The 17,395-nt window shown below is 63.2% G+C and carries 13 protein-coding genes and 1 other RNA gene; 4 read left to right on the top strand and 10 right to left on the bottom strand.

Features of this window, described 5'->3' with window-relative positions; genetic code table 11:
- Positions 1-23: 23 nt before the first annotated feature.
- The 5 genes from KBB96_RS16585 to KBB96_RS16565 all read right to left on the bottom strand — a co-directional run bounded on the left by KBB96_RS16585 (position 24) and on the right by KBB96_RS16565 (position 4,865).
- A complete protein-coding gene (locus KBB96_RS16585) occupies positions 24-1,334 on the bottom strand; it encodes a dihydrolipoamide acetyltransferase family protein (RefSeq protein WP_211630610.1) in 1,311 nt (436 codons plus the stop codon).
- Between the two features lie 151 nt (positions 1,335-1,485).
- Positions 1,486-1,857 carry a hypothetical protein gene (locus KBB96_RS16580; protein ID WP_211630609.1) on the bottom strand — a complete coding sequence of 124 codons (372 nt, stop codon included), beginning with the start codon at positions 1,855-1,857 and terminating at the stop codon, positions 1,486-1,488.
- 252 nt (positions 1,858-2,109) lie between these two features.
- On the bottom strand, positions 2,110-3,096 hold the full coding sequence (locus KBB96_RS16575) for an alpha-ketoacid dehydrogenase subunit beta (protein ID WP_211630608.1): 987 nt from the start codon (positions 3,094-3,096) through the stop codon (positions 2,110-2,112).
- A 57-nt stretch (positions 3,097-3,153) separates the two neighbouring features.
- On the bottom strand, positions 3,154-4,236 hold the full coding sequence (gene pdhA / locus KBB96_RS16570; protein ID WP_211630607.1) for a pyruvate dehydrogenase (acetyl-transferring) E1 component subunit alpha: 1,083 nt from the start codon (positions 4,234-4,236) through the stop codon (positions 3,154-3,156).
- A gap of 56 nt (positions 4,237-4,292) precedes the next feature.
- A complete protein-coding gene (locus tag KBB96_RS16565; RefSeq protein ID WP_211630606.1) occupies positions 4,293-4,865 on the bottom strand; it encodes a DUF6580 family putative transport protein in 573 nt (190 codons plus the stop codon).
- A gap of 127 nt (positions 4,866-4,992) precedes the next feature.
- Here KBB96_RS16565 and mnmG point away from each other — a divergent pair, with 127 nt between their 5' ends.
- Positions 4,993-6,864 carry a tRNA uridine-5-carboxymethylaminomethyl(34) synthesis enzyme MnmG gene (mnmG, locus tag KBB96_RS16560; protein ID WP_226373719.1) on the top strand — a complete coding sequence of 624 codons (1,872 nt, stop codon included), beginning with the start codon at positions 4,993-4,995 and terminating at the stop codon, positions 6,862-6,864.
- Here the strand turns inward: mnmG and KBB96_RS16555 are convergent.
- Both KBB96_RS16555 and KBB96_RS16550 read right to left on the bottom strand, forming a co-directional pair.
- Positions 6,861-8,912, bottom strand: a complete 2,052-nt coding sequence (locus KBB96_RS16555; protein ID WP_211630604.1) for a S46 family peptidase — start codon at positions 8,910-8,912, stop codon at positions 6,861-6,863. The two genes, mnmG and KBB96_RS16555, sit on opposite strands and share 4 nt — an antisense overlap.
- An 88-nt stretch (positions 8,913-9,000) precedes the next feature.
- On the bottom strand, positions 9,001-9,408 hold the full coding sequence (locus tag KBB96_RS16550; RefSeq protein WP_211630603.1) for an acyl-CoA thioesterase: 408 nt from the start codon (positions 9,406-9,408) through the stop codon (positions 9,001-9,003).
- Between the two features lie 256 nt (positions 9,409-9,664).
- Here KBB96_RS16550 and KBB96_RS16545 point away from each other — a divergent pair, with 256 nt between their 5' ends.
- From KBB96_RS16545 to KBB96_RS16535, 3 genes are all read left to right on the top strand, one after another.
- Positions 9,665-11,290, top strand: coding sequence for a hypothetical protein (locus tag KBB96_RS16545; RefSeq protein ID WP_211630602.1), 1,626 nt, complete (start codon positions 9,665-9,667; stop codon positions 11,288-11,290).
- Between the two features lie 65 nt (positions 11,291-11,355).
- Positions 11,356-12,897 carry a trypsin-like peptidase domain-containing protein gene (locus KBB96_RS16540; RefSeq protein ID WP_211630601.1) on the top strand — a complete coding sequence of 514 codons (1,542 nt, stop codon included), beginning with the start codon at positions 11,356-11,358 and terminating at the stop codon, positions 12,895-12,897.
- A gap of 95 nt (positions 12,898-12,992) precedes the next feature.
- Positions 12,993-14,318 (top strand): OmpA family protein, encoded by a 1,326-nt coding sequence (locus tag KBB96_RS16535; protein WP_211630600.1) that lies wholly within the window; start codon positions 12,993-12,995, stop codon positions 14,316-14,318.
- Positions 14,319-14,329: 11 nt separating this feature from the next.
- On the opposite strand, the gene ffs is transcribed toward KBB96_RS16535, so the two are convergent.
- The 3 genes from ffs to KBB96_RS16520 form a co-directional block, all read right to left on the bottom strand.
- An RNA gene (ffs, locus tag KBB96_RS16530) (signal recognition particle sRNA small type) lies at positions 14,330-14,425 on the bottom strand.
- 47 nt (positions 14,426-14,472) lie between these two features.
- Positions 14,473-15,462 carry a tRNA preQ1(34) S-adenosylmethionine ribosyltransferase-isomerase QueA gene (gene queA / locus KBB96_RS16525; RefSeq protein ID WP_211634672.1) on the bottom strand — a complete coding sequence of 330 codons (990 nt, stop codon included), beginning with the start codon at positions 15,460-15,462 and terminating at the stop codon, positions 14,473-14,475.
- A gap of 156 nt (positions 15,463-15,618) precedes the next feature.
- Positions 15,619-17,304 carry a pyridoxal phosphate-dependent decarboxylase family protein gene (locus tag KBB96_RS16520; RefSeq protein ID WP_211630599.1) on the bottom strand — a complete coding sequence of 562 codons (1,686 nt, stop codon included), beginning with the start codon at positions 17,302-17,304 and terminating at the stop codon, positions 15,619-15,621.
- Between the last annotated feature and the right edge of the window lie 91 nt (positions 17,305-17,395).

Below are 17,395 nucleotides of genomic sequence, written 5' to 3'. Positions count from 1 at the left end.
CGGGGTGTTGGAAACCGCGCGGGTTAGATGAGCATGAGGGCCGGCTGCTCGATGAGCTTCTTAACCTCGGCGAGGAACTTGGCACCGACGGCTCCATCCACAACACGGTGGTCGCAGGACAGGCCGAGGTTCATGCGCAGGCCGGGGACGATCTGGCCGTTCTTCACGACCGGCTTTTCGATCGCGGCACCCACGGACAGGATGGCAGCCTGCGGCGGGTTCACGATCGCGTCGAAGGATTCGATGCCCCAGGCACCCAGATTCGAGACGGTGATGGTGCCGCCGTCGAATTCATCCGGCTTGAGCTTCTTGTCCTTGGCACGCACGGCGAAGTCCTTCACGGCACGGGAAATGGCCAGCAGGGATTGTGTTTCTGCCTTCTTGATCACCGGAGTGACAAGGCCGTCTTCCACGGCGATGGCGACCGAGAGGCCGACGTGCTTGAAGTTGATGATGTGGTCGCCAGCGTAGGAGGCATTGACAGCCGGGACGGCTTGGGCGGCGCTGATCACGGCCTTCAGGATGAAGTCGTTGACCGAGTATTTGTTGCCGTGGGTCTTCTCGGCTTGGTCGTTCACCTGCTTGCGAATCGCCATCAGCGGAGCAGCATCGACTTCCACATGGAGGTAGAAGTGCGGGATGGTGACCTTCGAGGTGAGGAGGCGGGAGGCGATGACCTTCCGCATCGAGGAAAGCTGGACGACTTCATCGCCTTCCTTGGCGACTGGCAGAATGGCATTGACCGCAGGAGCGGAAGAGGCGGGAGCCGGGGTGGTGGCCTTCGATTTCACGGAGGCGGCCAAGGCGGCAGCTGCTGCGGCGGTGCTGGATGGTGCCGGAGAGGGAGACTTGGAGGCGGATTCCACATCGGCGCGGACAATGCGGCCTCCCGGGCCGGAACCGGCGACACCGGAGAGATTCACGCCGAGGTCCGCAGCAACCTTGCGGGCCAGCGGCGAGGATTTGATGCGGTCGCCACTTCCAGAAACCGGTGCAGCAGGTGCGGCTGCCGGAGTGGAAGAGGTGGCTGCGGCGGCTTGCGGAGCGGGTGCGGTTTCTGCCGCTGGCGCCGCAGTTGGAGCAGGCGCGGCACCTTCGTCGCCATCAAGGACGGCGAGGATTCCACCGACTTCGAGCTTTTCCCCTTCCTGAACCAGGATCTGGGTGAGGGTGCCTTCGTCGAAGGCTTCCATTTCCATCGTGGCCTTGTCGGTTTCCACTTCAGCGACGACATCGCCGATCTCGACGTGGTCACCGACTTTCTTGTGCCATTTGATAAGGGTGCCCTCGGTCATGGTATCCGAGAGCTTGGGCATTTCGATGTTTACAGGCATGACAGGAGGAGGCTTTGGAGGCCGCAGGGAGGATGGGAGAATGCCGGGCCTTTTCCAGATTTTTCTCCGCTAGCCCGGTGATGAAGAAGAAAAACGGCGGGGACCGGTGAGGTCGCCGCCGTTCTGTTGGAAAATCCGTGGGATGGAATGCTCAGGGAGCGAGGGTTTCCATGCTCGGAACCAGACCGATATTCGGGCTGCCGATGGAGGAACCGCTGACGCTGGCAAGCTTCTTGACCTTCGGGCCGGTGCTGCCGCAGCAGTCGGTGTCCGGGCAGTAGTAGCGGACACAGCGGCCGCAATAGACGACGTGCTTCACTTTCTTGAAGCGCGGCACCTTGGTGGTGACGGTCTGGGTCAGGCCACCCTTGGAGCCCGCGACGGGAACTTCCTGGGTGACGGTGTCATAGCCGCAGGTGCGGACGGTCTCGGTGCGATACTGGGCGGCCGGGATGCCGCCGAACATCGAGCAGCAGGACGAGAAGCCGAGGGAAACGGCGGCGAGCAGGAGCAGGTTTTTCATGAGAGGAAAGGAGTTTTCAGAACATGCAGCAGCAGGAAGTCGCGGCCAGGCAGGCAGCGGTCACGGTCGCGGCGAAAAGCAACTTGATCATGGTGTCCCAATGTTAGGCCTGCCTGCGGTCGTGGCAACGAAAATCCTCGGTGGAAGCGAGGGCTTTCGCCGCTCTGGAACGGGAATTCGCGTGGGGATGGACAACAAAAGGCGCGGCTGGTTGCCCGGCCGCGCCTTTTGGAAACAAACCGGATTGCGGGATCAGAAGAAGGTCCGGACCTTTTCCACGATGCGCCGCGGGTTGGGGAGCTGCTCGTTCTCGATGTGCGGCGAGTAGATGGCCGGGGCATCGATGGTGCAGACCCGCTTGATCGGGGCGTCGAGGTAATCGAAGGCGTGCTCCTGGATGAGGGTCGCAACCATGGCGGAGACACCGCCGAAGGGCTTCGACTCATCCACCAGCACGACGCGGTTGGTCTTCTTGACCGAGGCGAGGATGGTGTCCACGTCCAGCGGGCGGATCGAGCGGAGGTCCACGACTTCGGCGGAGATGCCGTGCTCGGTCTGGAGGGTTTCCGCGGCGGCGAGAGCATGGATGACCGAGCGGCCGTGGGCGATCAGGGAGATGTCCTTGCCCTCGCGCTTGATGTCGGCCTTGCCGAGCGGGACAACGTAGTCGCCTTCCGCAGGATCTGGAACTTCGCCGGTGGTGCCGTAGAGAAGGGTGTTCTCCATGACATAGACAGGGTCGTTGTCACGGATGGCGGCTTTGATCAGGCCCTTGGCATCGGCCGGGGTGGCCGGGGCGCAGACCTTGAGACCGGGGAAGGCGGCGAAGAGGCCTTCCGGGATGTGGGAGTGGGTGGCACCGACGTTGGTACCGCCGTTGGCCGGGCCGCGCATCACGATCGGGCAGTTGATGAGGCCGCCCGACATGTAGCGGACACAGGCGGCGTTGTTGACGAGCTGGTCGAAGGCCACGGAGTGGAACGACCAGAACATCAGTTCCATCACCGGGCGGACACCGAGCATGGAGGCGCCGATGCCCATGCCGATGAAGCCGGCTTCGGAGATCGGGGTGTCCACGATGCGCTTGTCGCCCCATTTTTTCCAGAGGCCTTCGGTGACCTTGTAGGCGCCATTGTACTGGGCGACTTCCTCGCCAAGGAGGACGACGTTCGGGTCGCGGGCGAGTTCCTCATCGAGGCCTTCGCGGAGCGCTTCACGGTAGGTGAGGGTGCGGGACATGGAGATCGGTCTGGGAGAGTGGGATGAATTACTAGGTTTATCGTAGTTGGCCGGGCTTCAGTCGTTGAAGAAGTGCCAGCCGGTCTTCGAGGCCTCGGTGTTGTTGTCGGTCTCCCAGTAGACGTCGGTCATGATGTCCGCGGCGGTCGGGGCGGGGGATTCCTCGGCGAATCTGGCGGAAGCCGCGGCTTCATCCTGGGCTTCCTTCGAGATGGCGTCCGCTTGTTCCTCGGTCAGCACGCCTTCGGAAACGAGGCGCCGGCGGAAGAGGGTGATCGGGTCGTGGTTCTGCTTGTAGTTCTCGATCTCCTCCGGGGTGCGGTACTTCTTGGCATTGGCGTCGGCGACGCTGTGGCCGTAGTAGCGATAGGTGGCGATTTCCAGAATGCAGGGCTTCTGTTCCTTGCGGGCCCGCTCCATGGCGATGTGGGTCTTGGCGCGGACTTCGTAGATATCCGAGCCGTCGATCACATCCCATTCCATGTCATAACCTTCGGCGCGCTGGGCCAGGCAGCCGCGGTAGGCGGAGGAACGCTTCTGGGAGGTGCCCATCGAGTAACCGTTGTTTTCGATCACATACACCACCGGGAGGTTGAAGAGGGAGGCGAGGTTCAGGGACTCGTGGAACGCTCCCTGGTTCACGGCACCGTCTCCGAGGTAGCAAAGGCAGCAGCCTTCCTTGTTGAGATACTTCAGACCGTAGGCGAGGCCGAGGCCGAGCGGGGTCTGGCCACCGACGATACCATGGCCACCCCAGAAACCCTTGTCCGGGGCGAAGAAGTGCATCGAGCCACCTTTGCCTTTCGAGCATCCGGTCTGCTTGCCGTACATTTCGGCCATGCACTCGTTCATGCCCATGCCCAAGGCGATGGCGTGGCCGTGGTCGCGATAGGCGGTGATGAAGTGGTCGTTCTCTTCCTTGAGGGAGATGGTGCCGACGGCCACCGACTCCTGTCCGATGTAGAGGTGGAGGAAGCCACCCATCTTGCCGGCATTGTAGAACTTGAGCGCGGTTTGTTCGAAGCGGCGGATCCGGATCATCTGGCGGAACAGATCGATCTTCCGTTCCGGAGTCAGTTCCCGGTTGATGGGAGAACTGGCAAAATCGAGGCGTGGCGTGTCAAGTTGAGCGGTCGACATGGAATGCTGAGGAGAGGGGATTGCGGCTTAGGTTCGGGGCGGGGTACAGGCAAGTCTTATCTGGCAGCGGCGGGCTTGGCCGGAACGCCGGCAGCCTGCGGGAGCGAACGACGGGAGAGCAGAAAGAGGGCCGAGAAGAGGAAGTTCGCGGCGAGCAGGTTTCGCAGGAAGATCCAGGTGGGGATGCCACCTTCGGGACCGGTCCACTGGGAACGCACGAAACCATCCACGGTCTTGGCATAAAGCGGATCCACCGTGAAGGACACCAGGTTGGTGACAAAGTAGAAGACGAGCGCCGCCACAATCGACGAGGCGAGCACCGGCAGCGCGGCCGGGTGGCGGCGGGTCCACAGGGCAATCGCGGCAGTGGTGGCGATCCCGAGGATCACACTGAGAAGATCCCAGCCGAAGATCGGATAGCCCTGGGCAATGCTGGTGGCCGGGTAGCTGATCACCCACGCGGCAAGCGGCAGGAGCCAGCGCTGGGCTCCCTTGAGGAATACGATGCCGCAGAGCAGGAGGGCGGGGAGAGGCTGGAGGTTGGGGAGCTGGGTCGGGAACAATCCGCCAAGAATCCGGAAAGCCGCGAGCAGGGCGACGATGAGGAGGGCAGGGAGCCAGCGCTTCATGCCAAGGAGATTGGAAGATCCATGGGCAAGGGGCGAGGGAAATTTCGGGTGCGTGTTCCACGTGGAACACAAATCGGTCTTTCTAGCGGTACTTGTGGGCGGGGGCGGGCTGGGCTACACGATCCGCGTGTTTCGCTATCCGAAATCCTATGATGTCCTTGTGATCGGTGCCGGCCATGCCGGGGTTGAGGCTGCGCTGGCTGCCGCCCGCCTCGGTTGCCAAGTGGCGGTGCTGACCCAGAATCTGGACACCATCGGGCAGATGTCCTGCAACCCTGCCATCGGCGGGTTGGCCAAGGGGCACATGGTTCGGGAGATCGATGCCCTTGGGGGAGCAATGGGACTGAACACCGATGCGACCGCCATCCAGTGGCGGATGCTGAATGCTTCCAAAGGGCCCTCCGTCCGGGCACCCCGTGCCCAGTGCGACAAGAAGGCCTACCAATTCCGGATGAAGTGGGTGCTGGAAGGAACACCGGGTGTGGACCTTCACCAAGGGAACGTGGCGGAGCTGCTGGTGGAGAATGACCTCATCACCGGGATCCGCACCTCGCTTGGGATGGAAATCGCCGCCCGATCGGTGGTGCTGTCGGCAGGCACCTTCATGCGTGGCCTGATGCATGTCGGCCTGCGGAATGAGAAGGGGGGGCGGATGGGGGATGCCATTTCCACTGTTTCGGATTCCCTGAAGCACCTTGGCTTTCAAGTGGAACGCTTCAAGACCGGCACGCCCTGCCGTCTGAATGGCCGCTCGCTGGATCTTTCCAAGTGTGAGCGCCAGGAGGGAGATACTCCGGTGCCGAAGTTCAGTTTCCTCGCCGATACGCTGAAGAAGGGGGCCGATGATCTCTTCACTCTCAATCCCTGGGGGGAGGAAACGTTCCACGTGGAACAAATGCCGTGCTGGATCACTTACACCACCCCAGCCACCCACGAGATCATCCGTAACAATCTCGACCAATCCCCCATGTATTGCGGGGTGATCGAGGGCGTTGGGCCCCGCTACTGTCCCTCGATCGAGGACAAGGTGGTGCGTTTCGCCGAGAAGGAGCGCCATCAGGTGTTCCTCGAACCGGAAGGCCGCCACACCCACGAATACTACGTCAACGGGGTCTCGACCTCTCTCCCGTATGAGGTCCAACTGGCGTTCCTCCGCACGATTCCGGGACTGGAGAACTGTGAGATCCTGCGCCCGGGCTACGCGGTGGAGTACGATTACTGTCCGCCCACCCAGCTTCATTCCACTCTCGAAACCAAACGGGTGGAGGGACTTTATTTCGCCGGTCAGATCAATGGTACCTCAGGCTACGAGGAAGCGGCCGGTCAGGGACTCCTCGCCGGGGCAAATGCAGCGCTCAAGGTCCTCGGAGAACCGGAGTTCGTGCTCCGTCGTGACGAAGCCTACCTCGGGGTCATGGTGGATGACCTTGTGACCAAGGGCTGCACCGAGCCTTACCGCATGTTCACCTCCCGGGCCGAGTACCGGCTTCTGCTGCGTCAGGACAACGCCGACCTGCGCCTCACCCCGCGTGGAGTGGAAGCCGGGTTGGTTTCCGGAGAACGGGCCGAGAGGGTGCGGGAGAAGCAGGTGAAACTGGACGAAGCCCTCGCCTGGGGTCGGAAAACCAACCATGAGGGGGTGAAACTGGATCACTGGTTCCGTCGCAGCGAGACGAGCTGGGAGGAATTGCCTGCCGAACTGAAGGAGATGTTCCACGTGGAACTTTGGCCGATGATCGAAACCGAGTATCGCTACGAAGGCCACCTGAACCGGCAGCAGACCCAGATCGACCGGATGTCCCGTCAGGAGACGAAAAAGCTCCCTGCCGACCTCGATTTCAGTGTCATCCCGGGTCTCAAACAGGAGGCGAAGACCCGCTTCAGCCAGATCCGCCCGGCCACCCTCGGGCAAGCGGGCCGCATCTCCGGGATCACCCCGGCGGACATTGCCGTGCTTGCCGTTTGGCTGGAGAAACGGGAGCGGGAGGAAGTCCTTTAGCGGGTGATCTCCTTCACGATCCGGTTGGCGTGATAGATCTGGCGGAGGGCTTCCAGCATCCCCGCGGAATGTACCGAGACGGCGCGGGCGGTTTTGTCGGAATAGGCGTAGCCACAGGTCAGGCTGGGGGCGTTGCCGTCGAAGATCAGGCCGACCAGTTCGCCCGCCTGATTGACCACCGGGCTGCCGGAGTTGCCACCGGTGATGTCGGCGGTGCTGATGAAGTTGAATGGAATGTCCCGGTCAAAGGTCTTGCCCTCCCAGTTGGCAGGCATCTGATACGGCGGCTGATTGCGGTGGGCCGCCGAGGTTTCCGCTAGTCCACCCAAAGTGGTTGACCAAGGCACCTTGCCAGCGGCGGTTTCGTAGCCCTTCACCGTGCCAAAGGCGAGGCGCAGGCTGGAGGTGGCATCGGGATAGACGGCATCTCCCCCGAGAGCGAAGCGGGCGAGGGCGATGGTTTCGGTAGCGCGGGTGATCGATTCCCCGGCGGTATCCTCCTGATCGCGGAGTGTCCGCGATTCGCTTTCGATGAGGGTGGCGAGGGCGATCATCGGGTCCTTGGACGCGGTCACGGCTGTGGTTCCGCCGTCATAGAGCTGGCGACGGAAGGCGGGATTCTCCAGCCGCGTGCCTTGGATGAGTTCCGTCGCCCGGTCACGGGGAGGCTTTCCAGCCATCACTGAGACGACCAGAGGATCGTCCGCGCCCAAGGTGCCGCAGAGAAGAGTCAGTGAATTGGCCAGCTTCTCGATTTCCAGATCCTTGTAGATGGGCCGGGTGGAGAACAGGGAAAGCTCCAGGGACGAACGGGCCGCGCTGCGGAATTCGCGCAACCGCTGGCCATCCGGTTTGGGGGTTTCCTGCCCGGCCCGGAGCAACGTGCGGGCGATGGAGAACAGGCTGCTGTTGAAGCCTTCGGCTCCCTCCAGCATCCGCTCCCGGCGAGCGGACGGTTGTTGGGCGGCTTCGATGGCGGCGATCTCGTCAAAGGCTTCGGCGGCCTTCTTCCATTCCTGGCTCGCCGCGAAAGAGGCCCGGAGTGCTTGTTCCTCGGACGCTTTTTTCGCCATGAAGACGGGATCGAGCAGGCCCTCCAAACGGGCTTGGATGGATTTGCGACCGTTCTGGATGCCAGTGATCAGTCCTGAAGCGCGGCGGCGGTTTTCCTCACTGCGTGCCGACCAGTTGCTCAGGAGGGTTTCATTGCGGAGCATGGCATCCAGGCGTTGCGGGAGGGAGTGGTCCCGGGCTTGAATCAGCTCGGCATGGGTGTCCGCCCGATCCGTGCGGCCGGGATGACCGGCGACGAAGATCAGCTCACCCTCCTTGGCACCGGTGGTGCTCCACTTCAGGTAGTCGGGTGTCTTTGCCGGTTGGCCGTTTTCATAGACGCGGAAGAACGCCATATCGAGGTCCCAGCGCGGGAACTCGAAATTGTCCGGATCGCCGCCGAAGGCACCGGCCTGTTTCTCCGGAGCGAAGACCAGCCGGACGTCCGTGTAGCGCTTGTATTGGTAAAGATGGTAGGCCCCGCCCCGGTAGAGTGTGATCACATCGCTGCGCATGCCTGTGGCCGCCAGAGCCTCCCGCTCGATGCGGGCGATCACCTCGCGGCGTGCGGCTACGGCTTCGGCAGGGTTCTTCGCGGCCACCGCGTCTGTCACCTGCCTGGTCACATCCTGGATGTCCATCAGCACCTTCAGCTCCATGTCCGGGCAGCGCAGTTCGTCGGAGAGGGTTGCTGCGGAAAATCCATCCTTCAGGTAGTCGTGTTCCGCGCTGCCCAGCTTCTCAAGGGTGCCCGCCGCCACGTGATGATTCGTGAGCACCAGGCCATCGCCCGAGACGAACGAACCCGAGCCGCCACCGAAGTGTACCGCCGAGCGCTGGAGGTGATCCAGCCACTCCGGCTTCATCTCGAAGCCGTAGCGTTCCTTCACCTGCCGGACCGGGGGCTTGTTGAACAACCACATGCCTTCATCCCCGCGCGCACCTGTCGTGATGAGGAAAAGGAAAGCCGCCGCCCGAACCGATCTGCCTGACATGACGCGGAGGTTAGAAAGCCCGATGACGGGTGCAAGCCCGCTCGTTGCAAGCCGGAGGCCGGTCCATAAATACTAGATCTCTAGTAAATCACCCCCACTGTTCCAACCACTCCGCCGGCAGCCGCGCGGGCCTGCCCTCGGGCATCTGGACCAGGGCGAGGCCCTGGCGGGCGGTGACGAGGAGGGTACCGTCGCTTTCCCGGATCATTTCGAATTCGCAGATGAAGCGCGCGCGGCTGAGTTCCGCCAGGCGGCCGCGGATCACGATCCAGTCGCCGAGCTTCGCCGGACGCTTGTAGTCCACCTCGGTACGGGTGAGCACGGGGAAGAGGTGGGTGGAAGCCATCCCGCGCAGGTCCATGCCCATCAGCGCCGCGAGCCGGGTGCGGCAGGTCTCGATCATGCGGAGGTAGGCGAGATTGTGGACCACGCCGCCGCAGTCGGTGTCGAAGAACATCACTTCCTCACGGGTTTCGATCGTCGGGCGCTCGGACATGGGCGGAGAATTGGGAATCCCGCCACCGGAATCCAGAGCAACCCGCCGGGTTCGGATCAATCTCCCTGCAATGTGCGCTTGAGGAGAGACGTAGCGGGGAGATAGATCTCTTGGGAAGATGCGAGCGTGGATTTCCAGATGCGTGGGATGGTGGGCCGTTGCGGCGACCCTCGGGTGGGCGGCGGAACCGTTCGCGGTACCCGCGGAAGGGCCGATCCCATTCCGCCGTGACCGGCTGCCGCTCGAGGTGGAATCCATGACCCGGCTCTCCGGCGAGCTTTCCATGTTGAGCCGGACACTGGGAGCCGACCAACCTTCCGACCGGCGCAAGATCGCCCAGACGCTCGCCCTCGCCCTCGCCCTTGATCCCGCCAACCGCGAAGCGCGGGAACTGATGGACAACGTGCGGGACGGACTCCTCCGTGACCCCGCTGATTCGACCAAGGCGGAGAAATCGAAGAGCCATCTCTGGGAGCTTCTGGCCTGGCTGGAGTCGGCGGAAGCCGGTCGCGATGCCCAGGCGCTGGCAGCCTGCCTGACCGATGTGGCGGTGGTGATCGATCCCTACCACGATGCCGCGGCGGATCACAAGAAGGACACCGGTGCCTGGAATGGCTGGGTGCCCGAGTTGGTCGCGTACCAGCCGAAGGAGGTCAAACCGGTGGATCCCGATCCGGTCGAGCCCACGGTGGCGGCCGTGACTTTCACCCATACCACCGGCACGGTCAGCACGCCCCTGTGGTTCATCGAACGGGACAATTCCAACGGCCGGGAGGTGCAACAATACGTGATGAAGCCGCGCAAGATCACCATGCGCACCACCAGCACGAGGGCGGAGGACGAGGATCGCGGCGGCGGGTTCAAATTCATCCTGCAGGGCACACAGAACTACCGTTCACTCGATGGGACCAGCGACACGCTTACAAGAGCGCTGAGAACCCTGGGCGACAAGTTCCCCGGAAGCGGCCGCGTTTATCTGGATTGCAGCGGCGACTATCTGGTGGATGCCAACCACAAATCCATCTCGGCGGCCGCGGCTTTGCTGATGGATTCCTCCGTCAGCGCCCGTGAGCCGCAGGCGACGGTCATGGGCATCATCCGTGAGGATGGTTCGTTCAAGCTGCCGAGCCGGGCGTGGGATCGCCTGCGATCGTTGTCCGATGGTCCGGGCGGCCGTCTGATCCTGCCGCGTGAAGCGGAGCCGTTGCTGGCGTCCGTGCTGGTGATGGAGGACCCGGCTTTCTATCTGAAGTACGAGGTATTGCTGGCGGGTTCGTTGAAGGAACTCGTCGAGCGGGCGGACAAGGGTGCACAGGGTACGGTGGCGGAAGTGGGCGCCAAGTTTGCCGAGATCCAGGTCAAGCAGGGCACCATGTCGGTGGGCCAGTACGCTGCCAACCGCTTCGTCCGCCAGCGTTTGGTCGATATCGCCCAGGCGTTTCCGGATCATGCTTCGGCACGCATGCTGGAATTGCAGGGCTCGGGCAAGCGACCGACCTGGTTGCCCCGGCCGGTGTTGGCGGCCGAGGTCCGCCGCGCGCTGGAACCGGTGGGCCCCCTCGCGAAGAACAGCGACACTTACAATCTGGAGGTCGATACCATCGAGAAGGTGATCGAAGCCTGCCGCCCGAAAGTGGAGGCACTCGAGCGCTACACCGACATGCGGGACCGCGATCTCACCACCCGGGGCAAGGATCTCATCACCGCGCTGCGGAATCTCGCCAAGGCCCGCCGCGACCGGGACAATGAGAATGGCTACTCGCGTTACCAGACGGCGATCAACAGTGCCAAGGGGACCTACGAGGCCGTCCGCCGTGAACTGGACGCCGTGGCGGCGGACGAGGATGCGGATGACCGCATCCGGAGTTCCGGTGGACGCTGACGCGGTTTCCCCTTGCAAAGCGGGCGCTGAAAGCCGCCAGTGTGGGTGCGTTCCCCCACCCACCCATGAATGCCGGATTCCGTAGGTTGCTTGCCCTGATCGTGGTGTTTGCCGCGGCGTTCGTCGCCGTGTCCGCCCTCCGCCATTGGCGTGCCGGGGGCTCATGGAAGGATTTTCTGGGTGGCAAGCCCGCAGGGGAGTTCCGCCCGGAAAAATTCACCCTCGCGGAAAAGGCTCCGCTGGAGACGGACGATGTCGAGCTGTTGTCCCGCCTCAATGGCGAATACGCCCGGTTGACCAAGGCGGTGACACCTTCCGTCGTGAGCATCGGTACGGCGGGCGTCCGGACGGAGAAGCTGTTGGATAACTTCGGCCGCGCCCGGATCCGCCAGTATCCAACCCAGGGTCAAGGCTCCGGGGTGATTGTCAGCCATGAGGGTCACGTGGTGACGAACCATCACGTCATCGCCGGCCAGCAGCAGATCCAGATCACGCTGCATGATGGCAAGACCTATCCGGCCACGCTGATCGGTGAGGATGCGTTGCTCGACATTGCCGTATTGAAGCTGGAGGGGGCGGGGGAAGTGCAGCCGCTCAAGTTCGGAGATTCGGCGCAGGTGGAGGTCGGGCAGCTCGTCTTCGCCGTGGGGAATCCCTTTGGTCTCGGCGAGACCGTGACCCAGGGCATCATTTCCGCAAAGGAGCGCTCGATCTCCGATAACCAGCGGGATCTCTTCCAAACCGATGCCGCCATCAATCCGGGCAACTCCGGCGGCCCGCTGGTGAATCTCCGCGGTGAGATCATCGGGATCAACGCCGCCATCTTTTCCTCGGACCGCACCAATCCCGGTTTCCAGGGAGTGGGCTTCTCGATTCCTTCCAATGACGTGAAGGATGCCATTTCCCAGATCCTTGAGCGGGGGCGGCCGGTGCGCGGGTTCCTCGGCGTGCAGATGGCCGATCTGGACGCCCGCATCCGTTCCCTCCTGGAATATTCCGGCAAGGACGGAGCGGTGGTGGGAGCGGTCACGCCCGGATCGCCGGCCGAAGCCGCGGGGTTGCAACCGAAGGATGTCATCCAGTCTTACAATGGCGAATCGATCCATTCCATGGATCAGCTGTTCACCCTGGTGCAGCGCAGCCGGGCCAACCAGGAGGTACCCATGGCGGTGTGGCGCGCGGGTCAGACCCTCACGCTCAAGGCGGTGATCGTGGAAAGCGGAAGCGGCACCACCGCGCCGGCTCAAACACCGCCGCCGGTGGCACAGGGCCGTGTCCGGGATTCGGAAGAGGTGCTCCAGGCGCTCGGCATCCAAGTGCGGGATCTCAGTGTGCCGGAGCGGATGCGGGGCTTCCGCGGGGTGGTGGTGACGGAGTTGGTGCCAAACGCGCTGGCGACGGACCGGTTGAAAGCCGGGGATCTGGTTGTGGCTGTGAACCATGCCCGCATCGGCAGCGCGAACGAATTCTACATGAATCTCGCGGCGTCCGCAGCCGTGCAAGCGACCGCAGTGGTGGTCTTTCGCGAGGGCAAACAATTGCGTGTCGATCTGCCCGCGCTGCCGCGTGACGATTCGCCAGGCACTTCCAATCCCTCCGGGCACTGACACCGGCGAAACATCCGCCGTTTTTCCGACGTTCCTTGCAGGCATGAGCCGGGGCTTTCACAGGCCGCGGCCGCACGCTATCCTGCCGCTCTGTCATGGCCGAGTCCCGCTCCAAGCTTCCCTACATCTTCCTTTCGATCACCCTGGTCCTTTCCGGCATCGTGGCGGTGATCCTCGCCATGCGCCACCGCCATGAGGAGACGCCGCGCGAAATGATCGCGCCGAAAGTGCCTGCCGTGGACCTCAAGCCGAAGGTACCGGTGCCCACGCTCAACGAGCGCCAACCTGGCGGTGATCCGGCGACCAAGCCGGGTGATCTCGGCCTCGGACCCATCGCAGCGGATCCGGCGGCCCTGGTGGCGCGGATCGGCAAGGCGCTGGAGGCCGGTGACCTCGATACCGCTGCCAAGCTCATCGGCAAGGAGGCTCTGGACGAGCGAACCGCCGAGCGCCTGAAGGCCTTGGTGGGAACTTCCGGCTTCAAGCTGCGCCAACCGCCGGTGCGTGAGGTGGGCGAGCTGGAGCGCAATGAACTCATCCGTTGGGCGTTGGAACTCGATGGCGCGGATCTCGGGCGCGACCGCATCTATCTCGATCTCCGTCGCAAGGATGGCAAGTGGCTGGTGGAGAAGCTCGCCTTGCCGCCGGGCAAGGAGGAAGCCGTGCCGAAGGCCGTGCTGGTCGACTCCCTTGGCATTGCGGACGCCTTCCTGCAGGCCGCGCTGCATCAGAACTTCCAGCTTGCGAAGGAATTCGTCGATTCCTCCACCGTCTCCGATGCGAAAATCGCCGGGCTTTGCATCCTCTTTGAAGAGGGCAACTACAAGCTGCGTGCGGAGAAGCCGCTGCGCGCGCTGATGAACAAGCCCGGTGCCGCCGGATACCTCGCCAATGTCGAAACCGCGGATGGCTCGCAGGCCGCTCAGTTCTCACTCATGCTCGGCCAGTCCACGCCGACGGCAAGCTGGCGTGTCGGCGAGGTGAACCTGGACCAACTCCTTGATGACTACGCGAAGCGCTTCGCGGGCGGAGATGTCTATTACACGCCGCTGGTGAAGAACCCGCAGGGCGGGGACACGCTGGTGCTCTATTTCGAATTCGACCAGGACCAGCTCGGCGAGCGCACGCGCCGCCAGTTGGAGATCGTCGCGCAGATCCTCCGCACCGACCCCGGGAAAAAGCTCACCATCAGCGGCCACACGGATGCCCTCGGCAGCAAGGGATACAACAACGTGCTCTCGGAAAAGCGTGCCGATGTCGTCCGTGATTTCCTCGCCACCAAAGGCGTGTCGAGGCAGCAGATTGTCACTGTCGCGAAGGGAATGACGCAGCCGCGCCGCCCGAACTTCACTGAATCCGGAGAAGATAATCCGGATGGCCGCCGCGCGAACCGCCGCACGGAGATTTACCTCGACTTCTGAGGGAAGAAAAGTGCTGCCAGGGAATCCGCGGCAAGCCCGGACAAACTACCGTTGCTCCGATCAAGGCCTGGCGGGGTTCGCCTGCCGGACCTCCACGGCCCCTGACAGCGGCGGAAGCAAACAGCCTCCCGGCCCGGCGTGCAACCGTGAAGTTTCAGACCAGCAGCATGCAGTCGCCGTAGCTGTAGAAGCGGTATCTCTCCTCCACCGCCTTGCGGTAGGCCTCCAGTACCAGCTCGCGCCCGGCGAAGGCGCTCACCAGCATGATGAGCGTGCTTTCCGGGAGGTGGAAGTTTGTCAGCAGCGCGCCGATCACGCGGAAGTCATACGGCGGGTAGATGAAGATGTCCGTTTCTCCGCTCTGATCGGAAGGGATGAGGCGCTTGTCAGCCGGTGCGCTGCGGCCGAGGTGTTCCAGTACCCGCGTGACGGTGGTGCCGACGGCGAGCACGCGGCCCGCGGCGTTGATCTTTTCCGCAGTGGCTCCGCTGATGGCGTAGCGCTCGGAATGCATTTCATGGTCCTCCGGGCGGTCCACCTGCACGGGACGGAAAGTGCCGACGCCGACATGCAGCGTCAGGAAATCGTGAGGCACGCGGGCCAGCAACTCCGGCGTGAAATGTAGCCCGGCGGTGGGGGCGGCGATCGCGCCTTCTTCCTTGGCGAAGACGGTTTGGTAGCGCTCGCGGTCCGCGACCTCGTCGTCGCGGTTCATGTAGTGCGGCAGCGCGAGGTGGCCGTGGGCATCCAGGTCCACCGGCTCCGACCAGCGGATCAGGCGGTCGCCGTTCGCGAATACTTCTACGACAGTTCCAGTAGTTCCGCCGACCTCGACGATGCGGCCGACCTTCATTTTCTTCCCAGGACGGACGAGGCAACGCCATTCGATGGGCGAGAGGCGGTCGAGACACAGCAACTCGATGCTGCCGTCGTCCGAAAACACACGGGCGGGGATGACGCGGGTGTTGTTCAGCATCACCAGATCGTCCGGGCGCAGGTGCGATTCGAAATCCCGGAACATCCGATGCGTGATGGCACCCGTCGCGCGGTCGATCACCATCATCCGGGAATCGGCGCGACGCTCCAGCGGCCGGGAGGCGATCAGCTCCGGCGGAAGATCGTAGTGGAAGTCGGACGTGCGCAGGCTCACGCGGACGATGTAGTCCCGCTGCTGCTGAAGGGCAAGGGCCGCGCTTTCAGTGAAACCACGAAAATCACGAAAAGACACGAAATGAGAATGAAAGCAGGCCTCCCCTCGATTGCGTGAATTTCGTGTGCTTCGTGGTTGGAGAAGAGGAAGTCACCCGTGGAGGCGCGCCAGGAAGGCGTCAATGTGGCAGGGGTCGGTGAGCGGGTTGAAGAACACCGCTTTCTCGCCCGGGATGGGTTCCCACTTGTCGGTCTCGTCGTAGTTGGTGTGCGTGGCGAACTGGACCCAGTTGGTGTAGAGTCCGCGCTTGCCACGGCGCAGGAAGACCTCGCGGTGGTAGGCGTTGTGCTGCTGGATGCGGCGGCGCCATGCCGGATCGGCGGAGAGTTCCTTGTCGCGTGCGAGCTCCGCCACCGGGTCCTTCACCCGTGCAGGATCGTAAAGGCGGAAGGCGACGGACGGACCGTGGTTTTTCGGTGCGATGACACAGGCGCCCTTGGTTTCGCTGAGACGCTGGCGCAGGTAGTTCGCATTCTGCAGGCCGTTCGCGATCATGATGCGGTAGCCGCGTTTGCCGAGATACTGCATCGCCGAATACGCGCCGAAGAGACCGGCGGCACCGCGCGAGCATTCGATCGTGCTCTGGAGGTGAGTCTGGCCCTGGATGTCTTTTTCGAAGTAGGAGAAGTTTTCCGGATCGTGCTCGAGTGCCTTCATCGAGTCGCGGTGCTTCACCATCACGAGGCTGGAGGTATAGGGGACGTAGCCCCACTTCTGGAAATCCACGGTGAAGGAGTCCGCGTAACGCAGCTCACGGAAGCGGTCCACGTTCGCGCGCAGCCCTTCGAGCGTGAGACCGTCGATCTCCAGCGGGTTCGCGTCGAAATCGTAGTCGAGGAAGAAGATGAGCGGCCAGCCGACCGCCGCATCCACATGGATGTGCGGTGGGGTGGTGACGCCGAAGCGCTTGCACAGGCGCTGCGACAGATCGTGAACCGGCTTCACGCGGTCCACGCCGAAGGTATCGGTGGTGCCCATCGTCAGCATGATGGTCGGCACCACGCAGCCGAGCCGGAAGCAGGCGGTGAGCTGGCTTTCAAGGTCCTCCAGATCGATGTCGTGATCGTCGGTGACCTGGATGCGGATGGTTTTCTTCGCGAGGTTCACCCCGAGCAGCGACAGGTTGGTCGTGTTCGAATAGTGGCCGCCCTGCGAATTGATCATGCGGTAGTCCTGCCCGTACTCGAGGCCGAGGTGCAGTGACTCCGGCATGGTCTTGCGGATGCCGAAGAGGTAGCCGTAGAGATTGCAGAAGGTACCGCCCTGGGTGAAGATGCCGGTGGCTTCCTCCGGATCGTAACCAACGAGATTGGCGATCTGGCGGACCACGGTGCGCTCCAGCTCCTCGGCCATCTCGCTGTATTCGCGGTAGACCAGGTTCGGGTTCGCGAGCGCGCCGATCATCGCGCCGTGGATCGCGGGATCGCAGGGCATGGTCACCACGTTCTCGACACTGCATGGATCCTCCCAGGCTTTGGAAAGCGCGGCGGCGAAGACGAGACGCTCGTGCAGCGCTCCGGGAGCGAGGCTTTCGTCCGGCACGTGATCTTCGGCGCGGAGTTGGCCGAGCAGCGCCGGGCCATCCGGGTAGATGCCGAGACGTTCCGCGGGCGGGGTGTGGCTCTTGCGGACGTCGATGATGCGGGCCATCGCCGGATCGCGGAACACCGGCCACAGGTCCGGATTGCGGGAGAAATAGCGCGCCCGGACTTCCTCCAACTGCTGGCGGAACACGGGAGACACGGACACGGCGGTGGCGAGAACGCTGGAACTCATGGCGGGCACATTCAATGGAACGTTCGCAGTGTTTCAGAAACCAAGGACGCTGTCTTGACCGATGTCCGCGTCAAAAGCGCGGATGCGGACA

Source organism: Luteolibacter ambystomatis, assembly GCF_018137965.1.
Classification (GTDB): Bacteria; Verrucomicrobiota; Verrucomicrobiia; order Verrucomicrobiales; family Akkermansiaceae; genus Luteolibacter; species Luteolibacter ambystomatis.
The sequence above is the reverse complement of the archived record's forward strand: the minus strand, read 5'-3'. Positions and strand labels throughout refer to the sequence as shown.

Bases quoted from the DNA above. Each gene is read 5' to 3' on its own strand.
- KBB96_RS16540 (WP_211630601.1), top strand. From the start codon at position 11,356: ATGAATGCCGGATTCCGTAGGTTGCTTGCCCTGATCGTGGTGTTTGCC.
- KBB96_RS16520 (WP_211630599.1), bottom strand. From the start codon at position 17,304: ATGAGTTCCAGCGTTCTCGCCACCGCCGTGTCCGTGTCTCCCGTGTTC.
- KBB96_RS16580 (WP_211630609.1), bottom strand. From the start codon at position 1,857: ATGAAAAACCTGCTCCTGCTCGCCGCCGTTTCCCTCGGCTTCTCGTCC.
- KBB96_RS16545 (WP_211630602.1), top strand. From the start codon at position 9,665: ATGACCCGGCTCTCCGGCGAGCTTTCCATGTTGAGCCGGACACTGGGA.
- KBB96_RS16575 (WP_211630608.1), bottom strand. From the start codon at position 3,096: ATGTCCCGCACCCTCACCTACCGTGAAGCGCTCCGCGAAGGCCTCGAT.
- KBB96_RS16565 (WP_211630606.1), bottom strand. From the start codon at position 4,865: ATGAAGCGCTGGCTCCCTGCCCTCCTCATCGTCGCCCTGCTCGCGGCT.
- KBB96_RS16585 (WP_211630610.1), bottom strand. From the start codon at position 1,334: ATGCCTGTAAACATCGAAATGCCCAAGCTCTCGGATACCATGACCGAG.
- KBB96_RS16535 (WP_211630600.1), top strand. From the start codon at position 12,993: ATGGCCGAGTCCCGCTCCAAGCTTCCCTACATCTTCCTTTCGATCACC.
- pdhA (WP_211630607.1), bottom strand. From the start codon at position 4,236: ATGTCGACCGCTCAACTTGACACGCCACGCCTCGATTTTGCCAGTTCT.
- KBB96_RS16555 (WP_211630604.1), bottom strand. From the start codon at position 8,912: ATGTCAGGCAGATCGGTTCGGGCGGCGGCTTTCCTTTTCCTCATCACG.
- KBB96_RS16550 (WP_211630603.1), bottom strand. From the start codon at position 9,408: ATGTCCGAGCGCCCGACGATCGAAACCCGTGAGGAAGTGATGTTCTTC.